This is a genomic window from Kitasatospora sp. NPDC094015 (genome assembly GCF_040304075.1).
Lineage (GTDB): Bacteria > Actinomycetota > Actinomycetes > Streptomycetales > Streptomycetaceae > Kitasatospora.
Genome location: NZ_JBEOUL010000008.1, coordinates 1 through 15993 on the forward strand (window position 1 = coordinate 1; position 15993 = coordinate 15993).

The 15993-nt window shown below is 75.5% G+C and carries 12 protein-coding genes; 4 read left to right on the forward strand and 8 right to left on the reverse strand.

Features of this window, described 5'->3' with window-relative positions; translation table 11 throughout:
* Window positions 1–286 precede the first annotated feature (286 nt).
* Window positions 287–745 (forward strand): hypothetical protein, encoded by a 459-nt coding sequence (locus tag ABT014_RS12490; protein WP_350638666.1) that lies wholly within the window; start codon window positions 287–289, stop codon window positions 743–745.
* A gap of 152 nt (window positions 746–897) precedes the next feature.
* A complete protein-coding gene (locus tag ABT014_RS12495; protein WP_350638667.1) occupies window positions 898–1320 on the forward strand; it encodes a hypothetical protein in 423 nt (140 codons plus the stop codon).
* A 112-nt stretch (window positions 1321–1432) separates the two neighbouring features.
* Here the strand turns inward: ABT014_RS12495 and ABT014_RS12500 are convergent, their stop codons facing one another.
* Window positions 1433–2812 carry a helix-turn-helix domain-containing protein gene (locus ABT014_RS12500; RefSeq protein WP_350638668.1) on the reverse strand — a complete coding sequence of 460 codons (1380 nt, stop codon included), beginning with the start codon at window positions 2810–2812 and terminating at the stop codon, window positions 1433–1435.
* 129 nt (window positions 2813–2941) lie between these two features.
* Here ABT014_RS12500 and ABT014_RS12505 point away from each other — a divergent pair, with 129 nt between their 5' ends.
* Complete coding sequence (locus ABT014_RS12505; protein WP_350638669.1) at window positions 2942–4252, forward strand: M64 family metallopeptidase; 1311 nt, start codon at window positions 2942–2944, stop codon at window positions 4250–4252.
* Here the strand turns inward: ABT014_RS12505 and ABT014_RS12510 are convergent.
* Window positions 4218–5015 (reverse strand): Mut7-C RNAse domain-containing protein, encoded by a 798-nt coding sequence (locus ABT014_RS12510; protein WP_350638670.1) that lies wholly within the window; start codon window positions 5013–5015, stop codon window positions 4218–4220. The genes ABT014_RS12505 and ABT014_RS12510 overlap by 35 nt on opposite strands.
* Before the next feature lie 162 nt (window positions 5016–5177).
* Here ABT014_RS12510 and ABT014_RS12515 point away from each other — a divergent pair, with 162 nt between their 5' ends.
* Complete coding sequence (locus ABT014_RS12515) at window positions 5178–7397, forward strand: NADP-dependent isocitrate dehydrogenase (RefSeq protein WP_350638671.1); 2220 nt, start codon at window positions 5178–5180, stop codon at window positions 7395–7397.
* 103 nt (window positions 7398–7500) lie between these two features.
* On the opposite strand, the gene ABT014_RS12520 is transcribed toward ABT014_RS12515, so the two are convergent.
* From ABT014_RS12520 to ABT014_RS12545, 6 genes are all read right to left on the reverse strand, one after another.
* Entirely contained in the window at window positions 7501–7905 is a 405-nt protein-coding gene (locus ABT014_RS12520) for a PPOX class F420-dependent oxidoreductase (protein ID WP_350638672.1), read from the reverse strand.
* Between the two features lie 291 nt (window positions 7906–8196).
* Window positions 8197–9027, reverse strand: coding sequence for an alpha/beta fold hydrolase (locus tag ABT014_RS12525; protein ID WP_350638673.1), 831 nt, complete (start codon window positions 9025–9027; stop codon window positions 8197–8199).
* 22 nt (window positions 9028–9049) lie between these two features.
* Entirely contained in the window at window positions 9050–9802 is a 753-nt protein-coding gene (locus tag ABT014_RS12530) for a formyltransferase family protein (RefSeq protein ID WP_350638674.1), read from the reverse strand.
* Window positions 9799–12933: a non-ribosomal peptide synthetase gene (locus ABT014_RS12535; RefSeq protein WP_350638675.1), complete on the reverse strand. Its 3135-nt coding sequence runs from the start codon at window positions 12931–12933 to the stop codon at window positions 9799–9801. Before ABT014_RS12535 ends, ABT014_RS12530 begins: the two co-directional genes overlap by 4 nt.
* A gap of 48 nt (window positions 12934–12981) precedes the next feature.
* Window positions 12982–14055 (reverse strand): NAD-dependent epimerase/dehydratase family protein, encoded by a 1074-nt coding sequence (locus ABT014_RS12540; protein ID WP_350638676.1) that lies wholly within the window; start codon window positions 14053–14055, stop codon window positions 12982–12984.
* Entirely contained in the window at window positions 14052–15989 is a 1938-nt protein-coding gene (locus ABT014_RS12545; RefSeq protein WP_350638677.1) for a fatty acid CoA ligase family protein, read from the reverse strand. Before ABT014_RS12545 ends, ABT014_RS12540 begins: the two co-directional genes overlap by 4 nt.
* Window positions 15990–15993: the final 4 nt, after the last annotated feature.

The following is a 15993-nucleotide window of genomic DNA, read 5'->3' on the forward strand; positions in this document are numbered from 1 at the left end:
AACTCCACGGCGTTCAGCCCGACCGACACCATGCCGCTCTCCACCCGCGCGAAGGCGCTGATGGCGGTGGAGAGTATCGCCGCGCTCATCACCTCGCTGCTCGTCATCGCCCACGCCGTGGGCGTCCTGGACTGACCGACGCCAGGAAGGACCGTCCGCGGCGATCCCCCGGAACCCGGGCCGACAGTGGCGGGGGGTCCCGTGCGATACGGCGGCGTTACACGGCTGCGCCAGCATGGTCGGCGTTCGATCGATCATCGATGATCCACCTCAGACAGGGTTCCGTATGCACGTCCTCCACCGAGTTCTCGCCGTGGTCGCCAGTGTGGCGCTGCTCACCGGCGTCAGCCTGTTCGCGTCCTCCGCCGCACAGGCCGCCACCTCCTGCTCCGGCACCGTCACGTACGACCAGACCGTGTCGCACGACGGCAGCGCCATCGGTGAGTTGGTCATCTACTACAACAGCAGCAACGGCGGCACCAACAGTGCCTGCTTCTACCACCGCGGAGCGTCCTACGGCGTCGCGGCGACGACCAGCGTCGAGATCTACCGGTGCCTCCAGAAGTCCGGTACGGGCGGCGGCTGCACCGTCGACGTCTCGTCGCGCATCGACAAGGGGTCGTTCGCGTACAACGCCGGACCGGTCGGCGTGACCGGCACGGCGAACTACTGCGTCTACGCCTACGGCTACGTCGACTGGGCCGGCCACGAGTACGCCGTGTCGAGCGGGACCCGGGGCTGCTGAGCCCCGCGCTCGCGCCCCCCGACGGGCTGCGGGAACGCCCCCGCGGTCCCGTTCCGGACTCCTGCGGGCCCGCCCCCGGCGGGCCGACCGGAGTCCGACAGATCCGCATTTCCCACCGTGCCGAACCGCTGGATGTTCGGCGCAAGAGAGGTATGTCCGTGCGCAAGAAGATCGTCTCCGTCCTCGGTGCCCTCGCGATGGCCGGAGCCGCCACCGTGATGACCGTGCCCGAGGCCTCGGCTCTCACCGCCTCGCCGACGGAGCTCTGCGGTCCCGGCTACAAGGTCGTCGACTCCGAGCAGCTCATCAACCGCACCGTGTGGGTCTACCTGACCTACAACAGCTCCAACGGCTACAACTGCGTGGTCACCATCCGTGGGAACGGGGGCGACCCGGTGCACATGTCGGCCGACCTCACCGTCCAGGGCGGCGCCCAGAAGACCGACACCGGCTACTACGGGTCCTACGCCGGGCCGGTCTACGCCCACGCCGCGGGCAAGTGCGTCAAGTGGGGCGGCTGGTTCAGCGACTTCGACCAGAGCGCGTACGAGAGCCCCTGGAGCCACTGCGGCTGACCCGCCGCCGCGGCGGCCCCGCCACCGGACCCGGATCCCGCCCCACAGCGGTCCGGCCCGATGGCGGGGCTTCGGCGTTCCCGCCCGGCCTTGCATGACCGTGATGCAAGGCCTAGCGGCGGCCGCGGCCCGTCGGCGGCCCGTCGGCGGGGATCGGCGGGTGGGCGGGGCCGGGGCCCAGTGTGGTGGTGCCCGGGGCGGCCCGGTGGCCGAGGCCGGTCCGGTAGACGTCCAGTGCGAGTTCGGTGCGGCCGGTGCGGCGCAGCAGGTCGCCCAGCAGCCGGCACAGGTCGGCCAGGTCCCCGGCGGCGCCGGCCCGTTCGAGCAGCGAGAGCGCCGTGACGTAGTGCTCCTCGGCGGCCTCGAGGTCCTCCCGCTCCTCGGCGATCAGGCCGAGCAGGCGGTGCGCTCCGGCGGCGTGCACGGCGCCGCGCTCCGGCCCGATCCCCGCCAGCAGCCGGTGGAGCAGCTCGTCGGCCTCCCGGTCGCGCCCGCGCCGGCGCAGCACGTCGGCGAGTTCGACGTCCACCTGGTGGGTGAAGAGCTCGGCCCGCTGGGAGGCCAGCATGGTGCGGGCGGTGCGCAGTTCGTGCTCCGCCCGGTCCAGGTCGCCGGCCTGCGCGTGGACGTAGCCGCGCATCCAGTGGCACTTGGCCAGGTCGGAGTTGAGCCGTAGCCGCTGGTAGAGGTCCTGGGCCTTGGCCAGCGAGGCGTCGGCCTCGGCCGTGCGGCCCTCGGCTATCAGCGTCCGGGCGACACTCCGGTGCAGGCCGGCGACCAGGGCCGGGTCGGTGGCGCCGGGCGCGAGGGCGAGCGCGAGTTCGGCGGCCTGGGCGGCGCGGGCGTGCGCGCCCATGTCCATGTACGGGCCGATGACGGCGGAGTAGAGCAGCAGCAGCGCGTCCGGGTCGTGCAGCCCGCCCGCGTTGAGCTGGTCGATCGCGGTCTCCAGCAGGTAGCAGGCGTACCGGAGTTCACCGGCGAGCAGGTGGGCGACGGCCCGGCCGCGGACTGCGGCGGCGCGGCGCGGCGGGGCCTCGGCGGCGAGCAGCCGCTCGGCCGTCTCGAACTGCTCGCGGGCCTCGTCCAACCGCCCGGTCTCCAGCGCGCATTCGCCGAGGCCGAGCCGGGCGGCGGCCCGGGCGGGTGCCAGGCCGTGCCGCTCGGCGTGCTCCAGGACGGTGGCGAAGCCGGTGGCCGCGGTGGTGGTGTCGCCGGCCGCCAGGGCGCTCTGGGCCTCGGTCAGGGCGAAGCTCAACTCGGTCGCCAGGTGGGCCGGGCGGCCGGTGGCGAGTTCGTCGTAGGTGACGCCGAGCCGCTCGGCGAGGTGGCGCAGCGCCGCCTCGGAGGGCCGGACCCGGCCGGCCTCGACGGTGGAGACGTAGGCGGCGGTGTAGGCGGGTTCGGCCAGCGTGCGCTGGGTCATCCCGCGCTCGTGGCGCAGCTGTTGGACCCGCCGACCGATCTCGGCGGGGCCCTGCTCCTCGGCCATCGCCGCCCCCTTCCGTCCCGAACTCCCGGTTGTCACCGACCCATTGTCGGGGACGCGGTGGTGCCCTACATTAACTCATCGATTAAGCCTGATTAATCGTCAAGTTAAGTCGACCGGGAGGACCACATCGTGGGCAAGGGAAGACTCGCCGCCATCGCCCTGGCCGGCGCCACCGCACTGGCGACCGTCGCGACCGGGGCGGGGCCCGTCGCCGCGGCCGCCCCGTCCGGGCCCGGCGCCCGGCCCGGCCACCAGGTCGAGGCCTTCGCCGAGGACGGCGGCATCAGCCGGGTCGAGGTGCCGGCCCGCCCGGCCCTCGCCCCCCGGGCCCGCCCGGCCGCCCCCGCGGGCGAGGACGGCACCGTCACGCCGATCGTGCGGGGCGGCACCTCCGCGGCCGAGCTGGACGTGGTGATGATCGGCGACGGCTACACCGCCGCCGAACAGGACAAATTTCGCGCCGACGCCGCCACCAAGTGGCAGGAGATCACCGCGGTCGAGCCGTACAGGACCTACCGCGGGCTGTTCAACGTGTGGGCCGTGGCCGCGGTCTCCGCCCAGTCGGGGATCACCGGCGACCCGGACCGGGCCACCGTCCGGGACACCGCGCTCGGCTCGTACTTCTGGTGCGAGGACGTCGAGCGGCTGCTGTGCGTGGACACCGACGCGGTCGACCGGTACGCGGCCAAGGCCCCGCAGGCCGACCTGGTCGTGGTGGTCGCCAACAGCGCCAAGTACGGCGGCGCCGGCTACAACGACGTGGTCTCCCCGCTCGGCTACTCCGGGATAGCCACGGTGGCCGGCGGCAACGACCGCTCCGGCCAGATCGCCTTGCACGAGACCGGCCACTCGCTGGGCCACCTCGCCGACGAGTACGCCTACGACGGCCAGGGCACCTACCAGGGCGACGAACCGGCGGAGGCCAACACCACCAAGCTCACCGCCGACCAGCTGCGCCGCAGCCGCACCAAGTGGTACCGCTGGCTGGGCAAGCAGTCGCCGGACGGCGGCACCGTGGGCGCCTACGAAGGGGCCGGCTACTACCCGCAGGGCCTCTACCGGCCGACCGACAACTCGATGATGCGGTCGCTCGGGCGGGAGTTCAACCTGCCCGGCCGGGAGGCGATGATCGGGGGCTTCTACCGCTACGCCTCCACGCTCTCCAGCGCCACGCCGACCGACCGGCCGCTGACCCCGACCGACCGGCTCACCGTGGCGCTGCCCGTCCCCGGCACCCGCCTGCGCTGGTACCTGGACGGCATCGAGCTGTGGGCGCTGCGGGATCGCACCACCGTGCCGCTCGGCTGGCTCGGGCTGCTGCCTCCGTGGGGCCCGCAGCACCGGCTCACGGCGGTGGCCACCGACCCCACCCCCGCGGTGATCGACCCGGCACTGAAGGACTCCCTCACCGACTCGCTGACCTGGCGGGTGGGCCGCTGACCCCGTCGTCGCTGCCGCTGTCGTCGCCGTCGACGGCTGCGGCACCGCCGAACTCGCGCACCGCCGCGGTCACGATCGCCTCCAGGCTGGCGTGGTGCGCGCCGCGCCAGTAGACCTGCCCGCACGCCGCGCACTGGGCGAAGGTGTCGTACGCCCGCTCGGTGCCGCCTTCGAGGCGGTCGTGCACCTCCTCCTTGGGGGCGGCGCGCAGCTCCCCGTTGCAGGCCGTGCACCTGGTCCACGGCCGCAGCGGCGGCGCGAACCGGCCGAGCACCTCGCGGAGCTGCTCGGCCGGCTGGTGGCTGTACACGTAGCCGCCCGCCCAGAGCTCGCGGCGGCGCAGCAGCCCCCGGTCGCGGGAGAGCATCACCCGCTGCTCGGCGGCGGACCGGGCGGCCAGCGCCGGGTCCCCGATGTCCACGCTCTCGTACGCGGTGTCCACGCCGAGCAGCCGCAGCCGCCGGGCGAGGGTGCCGAGGTGGACGTCGAGCAGGAACCGGGCCGGGCCGGGCAGCGGCTGCGGGCGGGCGACGGGCCGGACGCTCACCCGCTCGCCGGCCCGCGGGAGGTGGGCGGTGCGCACCGGCACGCCGTCCACCAGCAGCTCGCCGACCTCGGTGAGCGGCACCCCGAGGGACTCCACCACGTGCCCGAGCGTGGAGACGCCGTCGGTGCGCAGCGCCGTGGGCCCCGCCCGCCGTGCGGTCGGCACGAAGACGTGCAGCTCAGGGGCGAGGTCGAGGCTGATCTCCGGTCGGTCCACCCGGTCAGCATGCCAGCGCGGCGCGCCGGGCGGCGAGCGGTTAACCGCGGGCCACGGGCCGGGCCGGCCGGCCCGGCGGTTCGACCCGGGGGTCGGTGGAGGGGAGGGGCGATCCCGAGATATCTTGATGTCGAGACGTTGTCGACGTGGAGCGGAGTACCGGTGACTGACTCGACCATCATCTATACGCATACTGACGAGGCCCCGGCCCTGGCAACGTATTCGTTCCTGCCCGTGGTCCAGGCGTACGCCGCCTCGGCCGGCGTCACGGTGGAGACCCGTGACATCTCGCTGGCCGGGCGCATCATCGCCAGCTTCCCGGAGCGTCTGGAGGAGGGGCAGCGGATCGCCGACGCCCTCGCCGAGCTCGGTGAGCTGGCCAAGACGCCGGGCGCCAACATCATCAAGCTGCCGAACATCTCGGCCTCGATCCCGCAGCTCAAGGCCGCGATCGCGGAGCTGCAGCAGCAGGGCTACGCCCTTCCGGACTACCCGGACGACCCGCGGACCGACGAGGACCGCGACGTGCGCGCGCGCTACGACAAGGTCAAGGGCAGCGCCGTCAACCCGGTCCTGCGCGAGGGCAACTCCGACCGGCGCGCGCCGCTGTCGGTGAAGAACTACGCCAAGGCGCACCCGCACCGCATGGGCGCGTGGACCGCCGACTCGAAGACCAACGTCGCGCACATGGGCGCCGACGACTTCCGCTCCACCGAGCGGTCCGCGGTCATCACCGAGGCCGGCGCGCTGAAGATCGAGCTGGTCGGCGCCGACGGCACCACCACCGTGCTGCGCGAGTCCGTCCCGGTGCTGGCCGGCGAGGTCGTGGACGCCTCCGTGATGCGGGTCGCCGCGCTGCGCGAGTTCTTCGCCGCCCAGGTCGCCCGGGCCAAGGCCGAGGACGTGCTGTTCTCGGTGCACCTCAAGGCCACCATGATGAAGGTCTCCGACCCGATCATCTTCGGCCACGTGGTGCGCGCCTTCTTCCCGAAGACCTTCGCCGCGTACGGCGAGGTGCTGGCCGCCGCGGGTCTGAACCCGAACAACGGCCTGGGCGCCGTCCTGCACGGTCTGGACGCGCTGCCCGAGGGCGCCGCGATCAAGGCCTCCTTCGACGCCGAGCTCGCCGAGGGCCCGGCCCTGGCCATGGTCGACTCCGACCGCGGCATCACCAACCTGCACGTGCCGAGCGACGTCATCGTCGACGCCTCGATGCCGGCCATGATCCGCACCTCCGGCCACATGTGGGGCCCGGACGGCAACGAGGCCGACACCTTGGCGGTCATCCCGGACAGCAGCTACGCGGGCGTGTACCAGGTCGTCATCGACGACTGCCGCGCCCACGGCGCCTTCGACCCGGCGACCATGGGCTCGGTGCCCAACGTCGGCCTGATGGCGCAGGCGGCCGAGGAGTACGGCAGCCACGACAAGACCTTCGAGATCCCCGCCGAGGGCACCGTGCGGGTCGTCGACGGCAACGGCGACGTGGTGCTGGAGCAGCCGGTCGGCACCGGCGACATCTTCCGCATGTGCCAGACCAAGGACGTGCCGATCCGGGACTGGGTCAAGCTCGCCGTCAACCGCGCCCGCGCCACCGGCAGCCCGGCGGTGTTCTGGCTGGACGAGGGCCGCGCGCACGATGCCAACCTGATCGCCAAGGTGAAGGCGTACCTGCCGGAGCACGACACCGAGGGCCTGCAGATCGAGATCATGTCGCCGCAGGAGGCGACGGCGTTCTCGCTGGAGCGCATCCGCCGCGGCGAGGACACCATCTCGGTCACCGGCAACGTGCTGCGCGACTACCTGACCGACCTGTTCCCGATCCTGGAGCTGGGCACCAGCGCCAAGATGCTCTCGGTGGTCCCGCTGATCAACGGCGGCGGCCTGTTCGAGACCGGCGCCGGCGGCTCCGCGCCCAAGCACGTGCAGCAGCTGGTCAAGGAGAACTACCTGCGCTGGGACAGCCTGGGCGAGTTCTTCGCGCTGGCGGCCAGCTTCGAGCACCTGGCGCAGAGCACGGGCAACGCGCGGGCCCAGGTCCTCGCCGACACCCTGGACCGGGCGACCGGCACCTTCCTGGACCGCGACAAGTCGCCGAGCCGCCGCCTGGGCGGGATCGACAACCGCGGCAGCCACTTCTTCCTGGCCCTGTACTGGGCCCAGGAGCTGGCGCAGCAGACCGCCGACGCCGAGCTGGCCGAGGCGTTCGCGGGCCTGGCCAAGTCGCTGGCCGAGCACGAGCAGACGATCGTCGACGAGCTGATCGCGGTCCAGGGCTCGCCGGTCGACATCGGTGGCTACTACCAGCCGGTGGTCGCCAAGGCGGCCGCGGTGATGCGTCCGTCGAAGACCCTCAACGAGGCCCTCGCGACCCTCGCCTGAGACCGGTGAGCGGGTCGTCGACCCGCAGAACCGCACCTGGCCCCGGCCGCCGCAGCAGCGGTGGCCGGGGCCAGGTGCGTCAGGTCCGCCCCGAGCCGGGGCGTCAGTCGGTCAGGGTGATCCGGATCCCGGTGGTGCCGCGCTCGCCGCGCCGCAGCCGGCTGCCCAGCAGCGTCACCACGCCGACCAGGCCGTACTTCTGGCGCAGCAGGGTGCGGTAGGCGGCCGTCCGCTCGGGCGGGCAGATCTCCGCCGTCCCCGGCACCTGCTCGCCGGTCGGCCGGCCGCGCACGTCGCAGGGGCCGACCAGCACGTCGGCGCGGTTGCGGATCCGCCGGACCTTCCAGGAGTCGGTGACGGTCCAGATGCCGAGCGCCTCGCCGTCGCGCACCACCCAGACCGGGGTGGGCACCGCGGTGCCGTCCTTCCGGAAGGTGGTGACCAGCAGGTAGCTGCCGGAGGCGAGGGTGACCAGTCGTTCGAGCCGCTCCTGCGGCGTGTGCTCCATGGGCGAGAGTCTAGGGCGTGTTTGCAGAGTCCCGCCGGGTCCGCGACGCTCCCCCAGCCTTCGGCCGGGAGGTACCCCCAGGCATCCGCCCCCAGCCTTCGGCCGGGAGGTGCCCCCACCTGGACGCACGCCCGAATCACCCAAGTACGACCCAGTACGAGGGCGATCCGGGCGCACGCCCAGCCGGGCGCGTAGTGGGGGCACCTCCCGGCCGGAGGCTGGGGGAGCCGCGGCCTGATCCGACGCGACTCTGCAAACACGCCCTAGGGTGCGACCCCGGCCGGGCCGGGGTCACGGGTGTGCCGCGCCCCGGTCGGTGGCGGGGAGCAGCGGCGAACTGCTGCCGTCCAGCAGGACCTTGGCCACCAGCGCCGGGTTGTCGCCCATCGGCACGTGCCCGCAGTCGACCAGCGGCACGAACCGGGCGCCCGGCAGCGCCTGGCGGGCCCGGCGTCCCTGGACGTTGGGCAGCAGGCGGTCCCGGGTGCCCCAGGCGATGGTCACCGGGACCTCGGCGGGGATGCCGGTCGGGAAGCCGAGGGCCCGTTCGGCGCGCCCGGCGAGCAGGGTCTGCCGGAAGCCGGGGGCCTCCAGCAGGGCCCGGGTGTCGAGCATCAGCTCCTGCGGGTCGAGCCGTTCGGGGCGCCCGTAGATCATGCCGAACATCGCCTTGCGGCCCAGCGGGTACGCGGCGAGCCTGGCCCGGACCGGCTCCGGGGTCCGGGCCGCGAACCGGTGCAGGTTGAGCACCCCGGAGGCGTACCGGAAGCCCGCCCCGCGGTAGAAGCCGGCCGGGGAGAGGACGGTCGCCGAGGAGCCGAGCCCCTGCTGGGCGGCGCGCAGCGCGAACAGGCCGCCGAGCGAGTTCCCCGCCAGGTGCGGGCGTTCGATGCCGAGCGAGGCCAGGAAGTCACCGAGCACGGTCACGGCGGTGGCGACCGTGTAGGGCGTGCCGGCGGGCAGCGGCGAGGAGGCGCCGAAGCCGGGCAGGTCGACCGCGATCACCTCGCGCTCCCGGGCCAGCAGGTCCAGGACGGGCTTCCAGCCCTGCCAGCGGTGCCCGATGCCGTGCAGCAGCAGGAGGGGCGGCCCGTCGCCGCGGCGCTCGTGTACAAGGTCCATACCGACGAGGGTAGGGCCGATGTTACCCATCGGTCACTCCCTTGTGAGATGTTTCGTCAATAGTCCGGATCGCGCCCCCGGCGGGCCCGGCCGCCGGGGCCGTACGCAGCGCCTCGACCAGCTCCGGGACGAACGGCGCGGCCACCCCTAGGTCGGTCGCCCGCGCGAAGGCGGGGTGCCCGGCGTACGAGGGCAGCTCGCGCAGCGCCCGCAGACCGTAGTAGCCAGGGCGGGCCGGCGGGCGGACGGGCGGCGGCCCGGGCTCCAGTCCGGCGGCCAGCCGCCCCACCGACTGCTGGAACAGCAGGTGGCAGCTCCGGACGCCGCGCAGCAGCACCTGGTGGTAGCGGTCCTCGGCGCCGACCGGGAAGCGCAGCTCCGCCAGCACCCGGCCGGTGTCCACGCCGGCGTCGACCTCGTGCAGCGTGGCGCCGTACTCGCGGTCGCCGTGCAGCAGCGCGTACGCCACCGCGGCGGAGGGCAGGCCGCGGTGCTGCGGCAGCAGGCCGTTGTGCAGGTTGAGGATCCGCAGGCCGGCCGAGAGCAGCGGCGGTCGGAAGATCATCCGATTGTTGACCGACCAGACCAGGCCGTCGGAGCACCGGGCGGTGAGCTCCGCCGCGAGCGCGTTGACGTCGCCGGTGACCAGCTGCGGCACCGCGGCCGGCGGGTCCGCCGCCCGGTCGTCGGTCACCACCAGGTCCACCCGGTGGCCCTCGGCCAGGGCGTGGCCGACGGCCCGGTGCAGCAGCGCACCGCGTCCGACGAAGATCATGCCGACCTCCCCGTCCGGCCGCTCGCCGGGAAGTCCGTCCGGTGGCGGGCCCGGCGGACCGCCTCGCCCACCCGGCCCAGCGTCAACTCGGCCAGCACGTCAGCGAGATCGGCGGTGAAGCCGTCGGCGTCGGCCGGCTCCAGCAGCTCCTCGGCGACCGCGGCGAGCATCTCCAGCACGGCCAGCGAGTCGCCGCCGAGCTGCTGGAAGTCCGAGCCGGGCCCGATCAGCCGCCGCTCCACCCCGAGCGTGCGGGCCCACACCCGCGCCACCTGCTCCTCCACGGCGTCCGCGACCGGCCCGGTGTCCACCGGTCGGCGCGGCGGCACCGGCACCGGCGGCGCCGCGAACGGGTCCGGCAGCGCCGCGAGGTCCGTCTTCCCGGTGACCGTCCGCGGGAACTCGGCGACCGGCAGCACGACGGCGGGCACCAGGTGCGCCGGCAGCAGCCCGGCGAGCCTGGCGCGCAGCGCCGCTCCGAACGCGGCCGGCTCGCCGACCGGGCCGACGGCCACTACGTATGCGCACAGCGCCGCACCACCCCCGGGGCGGGTGCGGGCGGTCACCGCGGCGGCCCGCACGGCGGGGTCGGCCTCCAGCGCGGCCCGCACCTCGGCCGGCTCGATCCGGTGCCCGGCGATCTTCAGCTGGTCGTCGGCCCGCCCGACGAACTCGATCGCGCCACCGGGCAGCCGGCGGCCGAGATCGCCGGTCCGGTAGCGGCGGATGCCGTCCGCGCCGACCGGGAACGCCACCGCGTCCAGGTCCGGGCGGCCCCGGTAGCCGCGGGCCAGCTGCACCCCGGAGAGCAGGATCTCGCCCACCGCGTCCGGCCGGTCCGGCCCGATCGCCGCACCCCGGGCGTCGACCAGCTCGACCCGGACGGACGGCGCGGGCCGCCCGATCGGCACCACCGGCCCCGCCTCGGTGCCGTCCAGCACGTGCGCCAGGCAGCCGACCGCGGCCTCGGTCGGCCCGTACCCGTTGATCAGCCGGGCGTCCGGCCCCAGTCGCCGCCAGGCCCGCCCGGCGGCCGGCCCGGTGAACTGCTCCCCGCCGACCAGCAGCGTGCGCACCCCCGAGAGGTCCAGGTCGTACACCTCGGCCAGCTGCAGGTGGGTGGGGGTCACGGCGAGGGTGTCCGCCCCGTGGCGCTCCAGCAGCTCGCGCAGCGCCGGCCGGGTCGGGCGGCCCGGCACCAGCACGGTGGCGCCGCCGCGCAGCGCGGGAACGAACAGCGGGAAGCAGGAGATGTCAAAGCCGAACGAGGCCAGGAAGGCGAACCTGGTCCGGCCGTCCACCCGGCAGAGCTCGGCCGCCCAGCGCGCGAACGCGAGCAGGGCCCGGTGCTCGACCTGCACGCCCTTGGGCCGCCCGGTCGAGCCGGAGGTGTAGATGACGTAGGCCAACTGGCCGGGCGCCGGCTCGGGCAGCGGCGCGGCGTCCGCCGGGGCCGCGGGGAGGTCCTCGACGGCCAGCGCCGGCCCGGGGGACAGGCCCGCCGCCCGGGCCAGCGCATCCCGCTCGGTGACGCAGGCGACGGCGCCGGACTCGCGCAGCACCTCGGCGATCCGGGCGTCCGGCAGCTGCGGATCCAGCGGCAGGTACGCGGCGCCCGCCTTGAGCACCCCCCACAGGCCCGCCACCCCGGCCGGGCTCCGCTCCACCAGCAGCCCGACCACCTGCTCGGCCCCCACCCCGCGCCGGACCAGCTCCGCCGCCACCGCGTCCGAGCGGCGGTCCAGCTCGGCGTACCCGACCGGGCCGGCCGGCCCGTCGAGCGCGACCGCCTCGGGGGTGGCGGCGGCCCGCTGCCGCAGCACCCCCACCACGGTCGCGGGCTCCGCCCCGACCCGTGCGCACCCGTCGGCGGAGCGCGGCGCAGGGCCGTGCCCGGTCACGGCCGCCGCCAGATGGTCCATCAGCTCCTCCGCCCGATCGGCCAGCCCCGGGCCGCCCTGGAAGCCCACCGTCAGCTCGGTGTGCCCCGGGAGCTCGACCGCCACGCAGGACACCGGCACCAGCGGCGCGTGCACCGGCAGCGCGTACAGCGAGCGGGCGGTGAAGGCGCCGGCCGAGCAGTCCGCCGGGTCGATCCGGCCCAGGTGGGAGACGACCGCCGAGGCCAGGTGCAGGTCCCGTCGGTGCGCCAGCGCCCCGCCGGCCCGCAGCAGCGCGGCGGCGGCCGGCAGCGGCAGCCGGGCCAGCGCCGACTCGAAACCGCCGGCCAGCTCCCGGCGCTCCGCCAGCGCGCCGAGCAGCTGCGCCTGCGCGCCCTGCCAGCCGTCGCCCGCCGCCAGGTCGAGGAAGACCGGCAGGGTCAGGTTGCCGGTGTTGGAGGAACCTCCCCGGTGGCGCCGCAGGTCCACCGGCACCATCACCCGGGCCCGGGGCGCCCCGGTGGCGTCGGCCAGGGCGCGGGCGAGGCGCGCGGTCAGCGCGCGGTGCCGGCCCGGCAGCGTACGGCGCCGCCACAGCGCGGCCGGACCGCCTGCGACGGCCGTCCCGGCGGACGGCGGGACGAGCGCGCCGGCGCCCGCCAGCGGGGACGGCTGGTCGAGCAGCAGCGCGGGCCGGCGAGCGGTGGCCCCGAGCCCGGCGAGCAGCTCGCCGTCGGTCACCGGGGAGCGGGCCGGCCGCGGCGCCGCACCGCGCAACGCGCGGAACACCTCGCCCATCCAGAGCAGCGCGCCGTGCCCGTCCATCGCTCCGTGGAAGGCGCGGAAGACCAGCGCGGTGCGCCCGCCGGTGCGGCAGGTCAGCAGCAACAGCTCGCAGGCCGGCTCTCCGTCGAGATCGATCGGGGTCTCCAACAAGGCCGTGCCGAACCGGAGTTCGGCGTCCGGCCCGCTGCCGGGCGGGGCCACCCGCAACCGGGGCGGCCGCCCCGGGTCGATCCAGCTGCGGCCCCGGCGGACCAGCCGCGAGCCGGGGCAGGCCCGGGCGGCGGTGGCCAGCGCCGCCCGCAGCTCGGCCGGATCGAGGGCGCCGTCACCCTCCACCACCAGCTGGAGCACCATGGCGCGGCCGAGCCGGTGCGCGGCGAGGTAGAGCCACTCGGTGGCCGAGACCGGGCGCCGGAACGCGGGCCCGGCCGCCGGGTCGGCGGCGGTGCGGTGGTGCGGTGTCATCACAGTCTTCCAGGGTCGGATGCGTCGGAGCGTCACAGCGCTGCAGCGTCAGAGCGTCGGTGCGGTCGTGCGCCGCCGCGTCGGGGGCCGGGCGAACGCCGGGCCGTCGCCGCCGGCCGGCCGGGCCCAGTCGAGCAGGCCGCGCAGGCCGGCCTCCTGGTCCGTCACCGGCCGGTAGCCGAGGTCCCGCTCGGCGGCCGCGCTGCGGTAGGTTGCGGAGCGGGTGAGCAGCGCCACCGCGTACCGGCTGAGCGGCGGCTCGTGGCGGGCCGCCAACGCCGGTACCCGCCACAGCAGTTCCACCGCCTCCACCAGGGCGGTGCGCAGCGGTGCCGGCACCCGCCGGGTCGGCGGGGTGCCGCCGAACAGGCCGGCCAGCCGGCGCAGGAAGGCCCACAGGTCGGTCTCCTCCCGGTCGACCACGAAGTACGGCCGGCCGCCGACCCGTTCGGCCGGCGCCACCGAGGCCAGCAGGGCGGCCTCGACCGCGTTGTCGCAGTGGCAGAGCGAGACCAGCACCGGCCGCCCGCCGGACAGGTCGGGCAGCCGGCCCGCCATCATCCGGGCGACCAGGCGGGGCAGGAAGCCCGCGTGGTCGCGCGGCCCCCAGATGCCGCGCGGGCGCAGCGCCACGGTGCTGAACCCGGGCGCGTTCGCGGCCAGCACCAGCCGCTCGGCCGCGGCCTTGGTCTCGGAGTAGAGGTTCAGCCAGCGCTCCGGGTACGGCGCCCGCTCGTCGATCCCGAGCCGGTCGCCGTCGTCCGGTCCCATCAGCGCGCTGGGACTGCTGATGAAGACGAACCGGCTGCTCCCGGCGGCCCGCGCCGCCTCCAGCAGCCGTAGGGTGCCGTCCACGTTGTCGGCGGTGAACCTGGCCCGGCCGCCGAAGTCGACCACCCGGGCGGCGCTGTGCTGCACCACGTCGACCCCGTCGACGGCGCGCCGCAGCGAGGCGGCGTCACCGAGGTCGCCGAAGGCGAGCTCCAGTCCGGGCAGTGCCGCCAGCCGGCCGAGCTCGGAGGTCGGCCGGACCAGGGCGCGGACCTGGTGCCCGGCGCGCAGCGCACCGTCCACCAGATGGCCGCCGAGGAACCCGGACGCGCCGGTGACCAGGATCCTCACCGGCCCGCCTCCGTCCCGTCCGCGGCCGGCAGCAGCCGCCACCAGGTCGCGCCGTACAGCAGGGTGAGCGCCGCCGTGGCCGCCGGGCCCCGCCCCGCGGCCCGGCCCCGGGGCAGCGCCGCCGGGATCTGGGCGGCGTGCACGACCACGCTCAGGAAGGCGTCCACCCACCACAGCGCCACCAGCGCCGGCCGGTCGAGCCCCAGCACCAGGCCGGCCACCAGGTAGGCCCAGCCGGCCAGCGGGACGGCGCGCAGCGCCCAGGCCCGCACCGGGCGCGGCCCGGCCAGCCGTCCGGCGGCCCAGCGGGCCAGCCGCTCACGGCCGATCTTGGCGTTGTGCCGGACGTCCACCGGGAACGCCGGGTGCCGCAGGAACTCCTCCAGGCCCGCGGTCGGCGGCTGCGCCGCGCCGAGCGCGCGCAACTCGGGCTGCAGCTCGGCCCACTGCGCGTCGGTGACGCCCGGTTCGGTCTCCACGCACACCACCGGACGCTGCGCCCCCGGCACCCCGACGCCGACCAGGGCGGTGCGGCGCACCAGCGGGTGCGCGTTGAACACGCCCTCGCAGCGGACGGTGTGCAGATCGCCGCCGTCGGTGCGGACCCGCTGGCTGCGCCGGCCGCAGAACCACAGCCGGCCGCGCTCGTCCAGCCGTCCGAGGTCGCCGGTGCGGTGCCAGGAGCCCCCGACGTCGGCGATCCGGTGCGCGGCGTCCGCCTCGGGCGAGGCGTGGTAGCGCGGGCTGACGGACTCACCGCGGACCACGATCTCGCCGATCTCGCCGGGCGCCGCCGCCAGGCCCTCGTGCCAGGCGGGCAGCGGCCCGTCGCTGACCCGGACGATCCGGACCTCGACCCCGGGCACCGGGCGCCCGACGCAGGTCCCGGCGCCGAGCGGGGCGAGGGCGGCGGTCTGCGTCAGGATCTCGGCGGACTCGATCGAGGTGATCGGCAGCGCCTCGGTGGCGCCGTACGTGACGTGGATCGCCGTGCCCCGGTCCAGCACCCGGCGCAGCGTGGCGACCACCTCGGGCGGTACGGGTGCGCCGCCGGACACCACGCAGCGCAGGTCGGGCAGGTCGGTCGGATGCTCGCTCAGGTACGCGCCCAGGCGCCGCAGCAGGGCGGGCGAGGCGAACATGGTGGAGGTGCGGTGCTCGCGGGCGACGGCCACCAGCCGGGCCGGGTCGGCCGCGCCGACCTCGGTGGGGTCGACCGGCGCCAGGACCAGGGTGGAGCCGTAGAGCAGGTCGAGCATCCCATACAGCGGCAGGGTGACCAGCGAGACCTCGTCGCGGTCGCGGTCGTGGGCGGCCCGGACCGCCCGGGCCATCGCGGCGGCGGAGCGGTGGGTGTACTCGACGCCCTTGGCGGGGCCGGTGGAGCCGGTGGTGAAGCCGATCATCATCAGGTCCCCGCCACGGACGGCGGGCGGAGCCTGCCCGGCCGGTTGCCGGGTGCGCAGCGCGGTGAGGGTGTGGCCGCCCCAGGCGTACCGCCGGCCGAGCGTGACCGGCACCCGGACGGTGGCGAAGGCGCGCCGGCCGAGCACCCGGACGGCGTGCGCGACCGGCGGGCCGATGAAGGCCTCGGCGCCCACCGCGCGGTAGCAGTGCAGCATCCGCCGCACGCCCATGCCGGGGTCGACCACCACCGGCACGGCGCCGGCCCGCAACAGCGCGAAGAGCAGCACGAAGAGGTCCGGGCCGGGCGGTGCCATCAGCACCGTACGGGTGCCGGGGCCGATCCCGATGCCGGCCAGCGCGTCGGCCAGCCGCACGACCTCCTGCTGGAGCCGGCCGTAGCTGAGCTCGGTGGTCCGCTCGCCGTCGGGGTGGATCAGGGCGGTCTTGTCGGGGAAGGCCAGCGCGTTGCGTTCGAGCCGGGCGGCGAGGCCGAGCTCCCCGGTGAGCAGGTCGGTGGTGGTGGTCACGCGG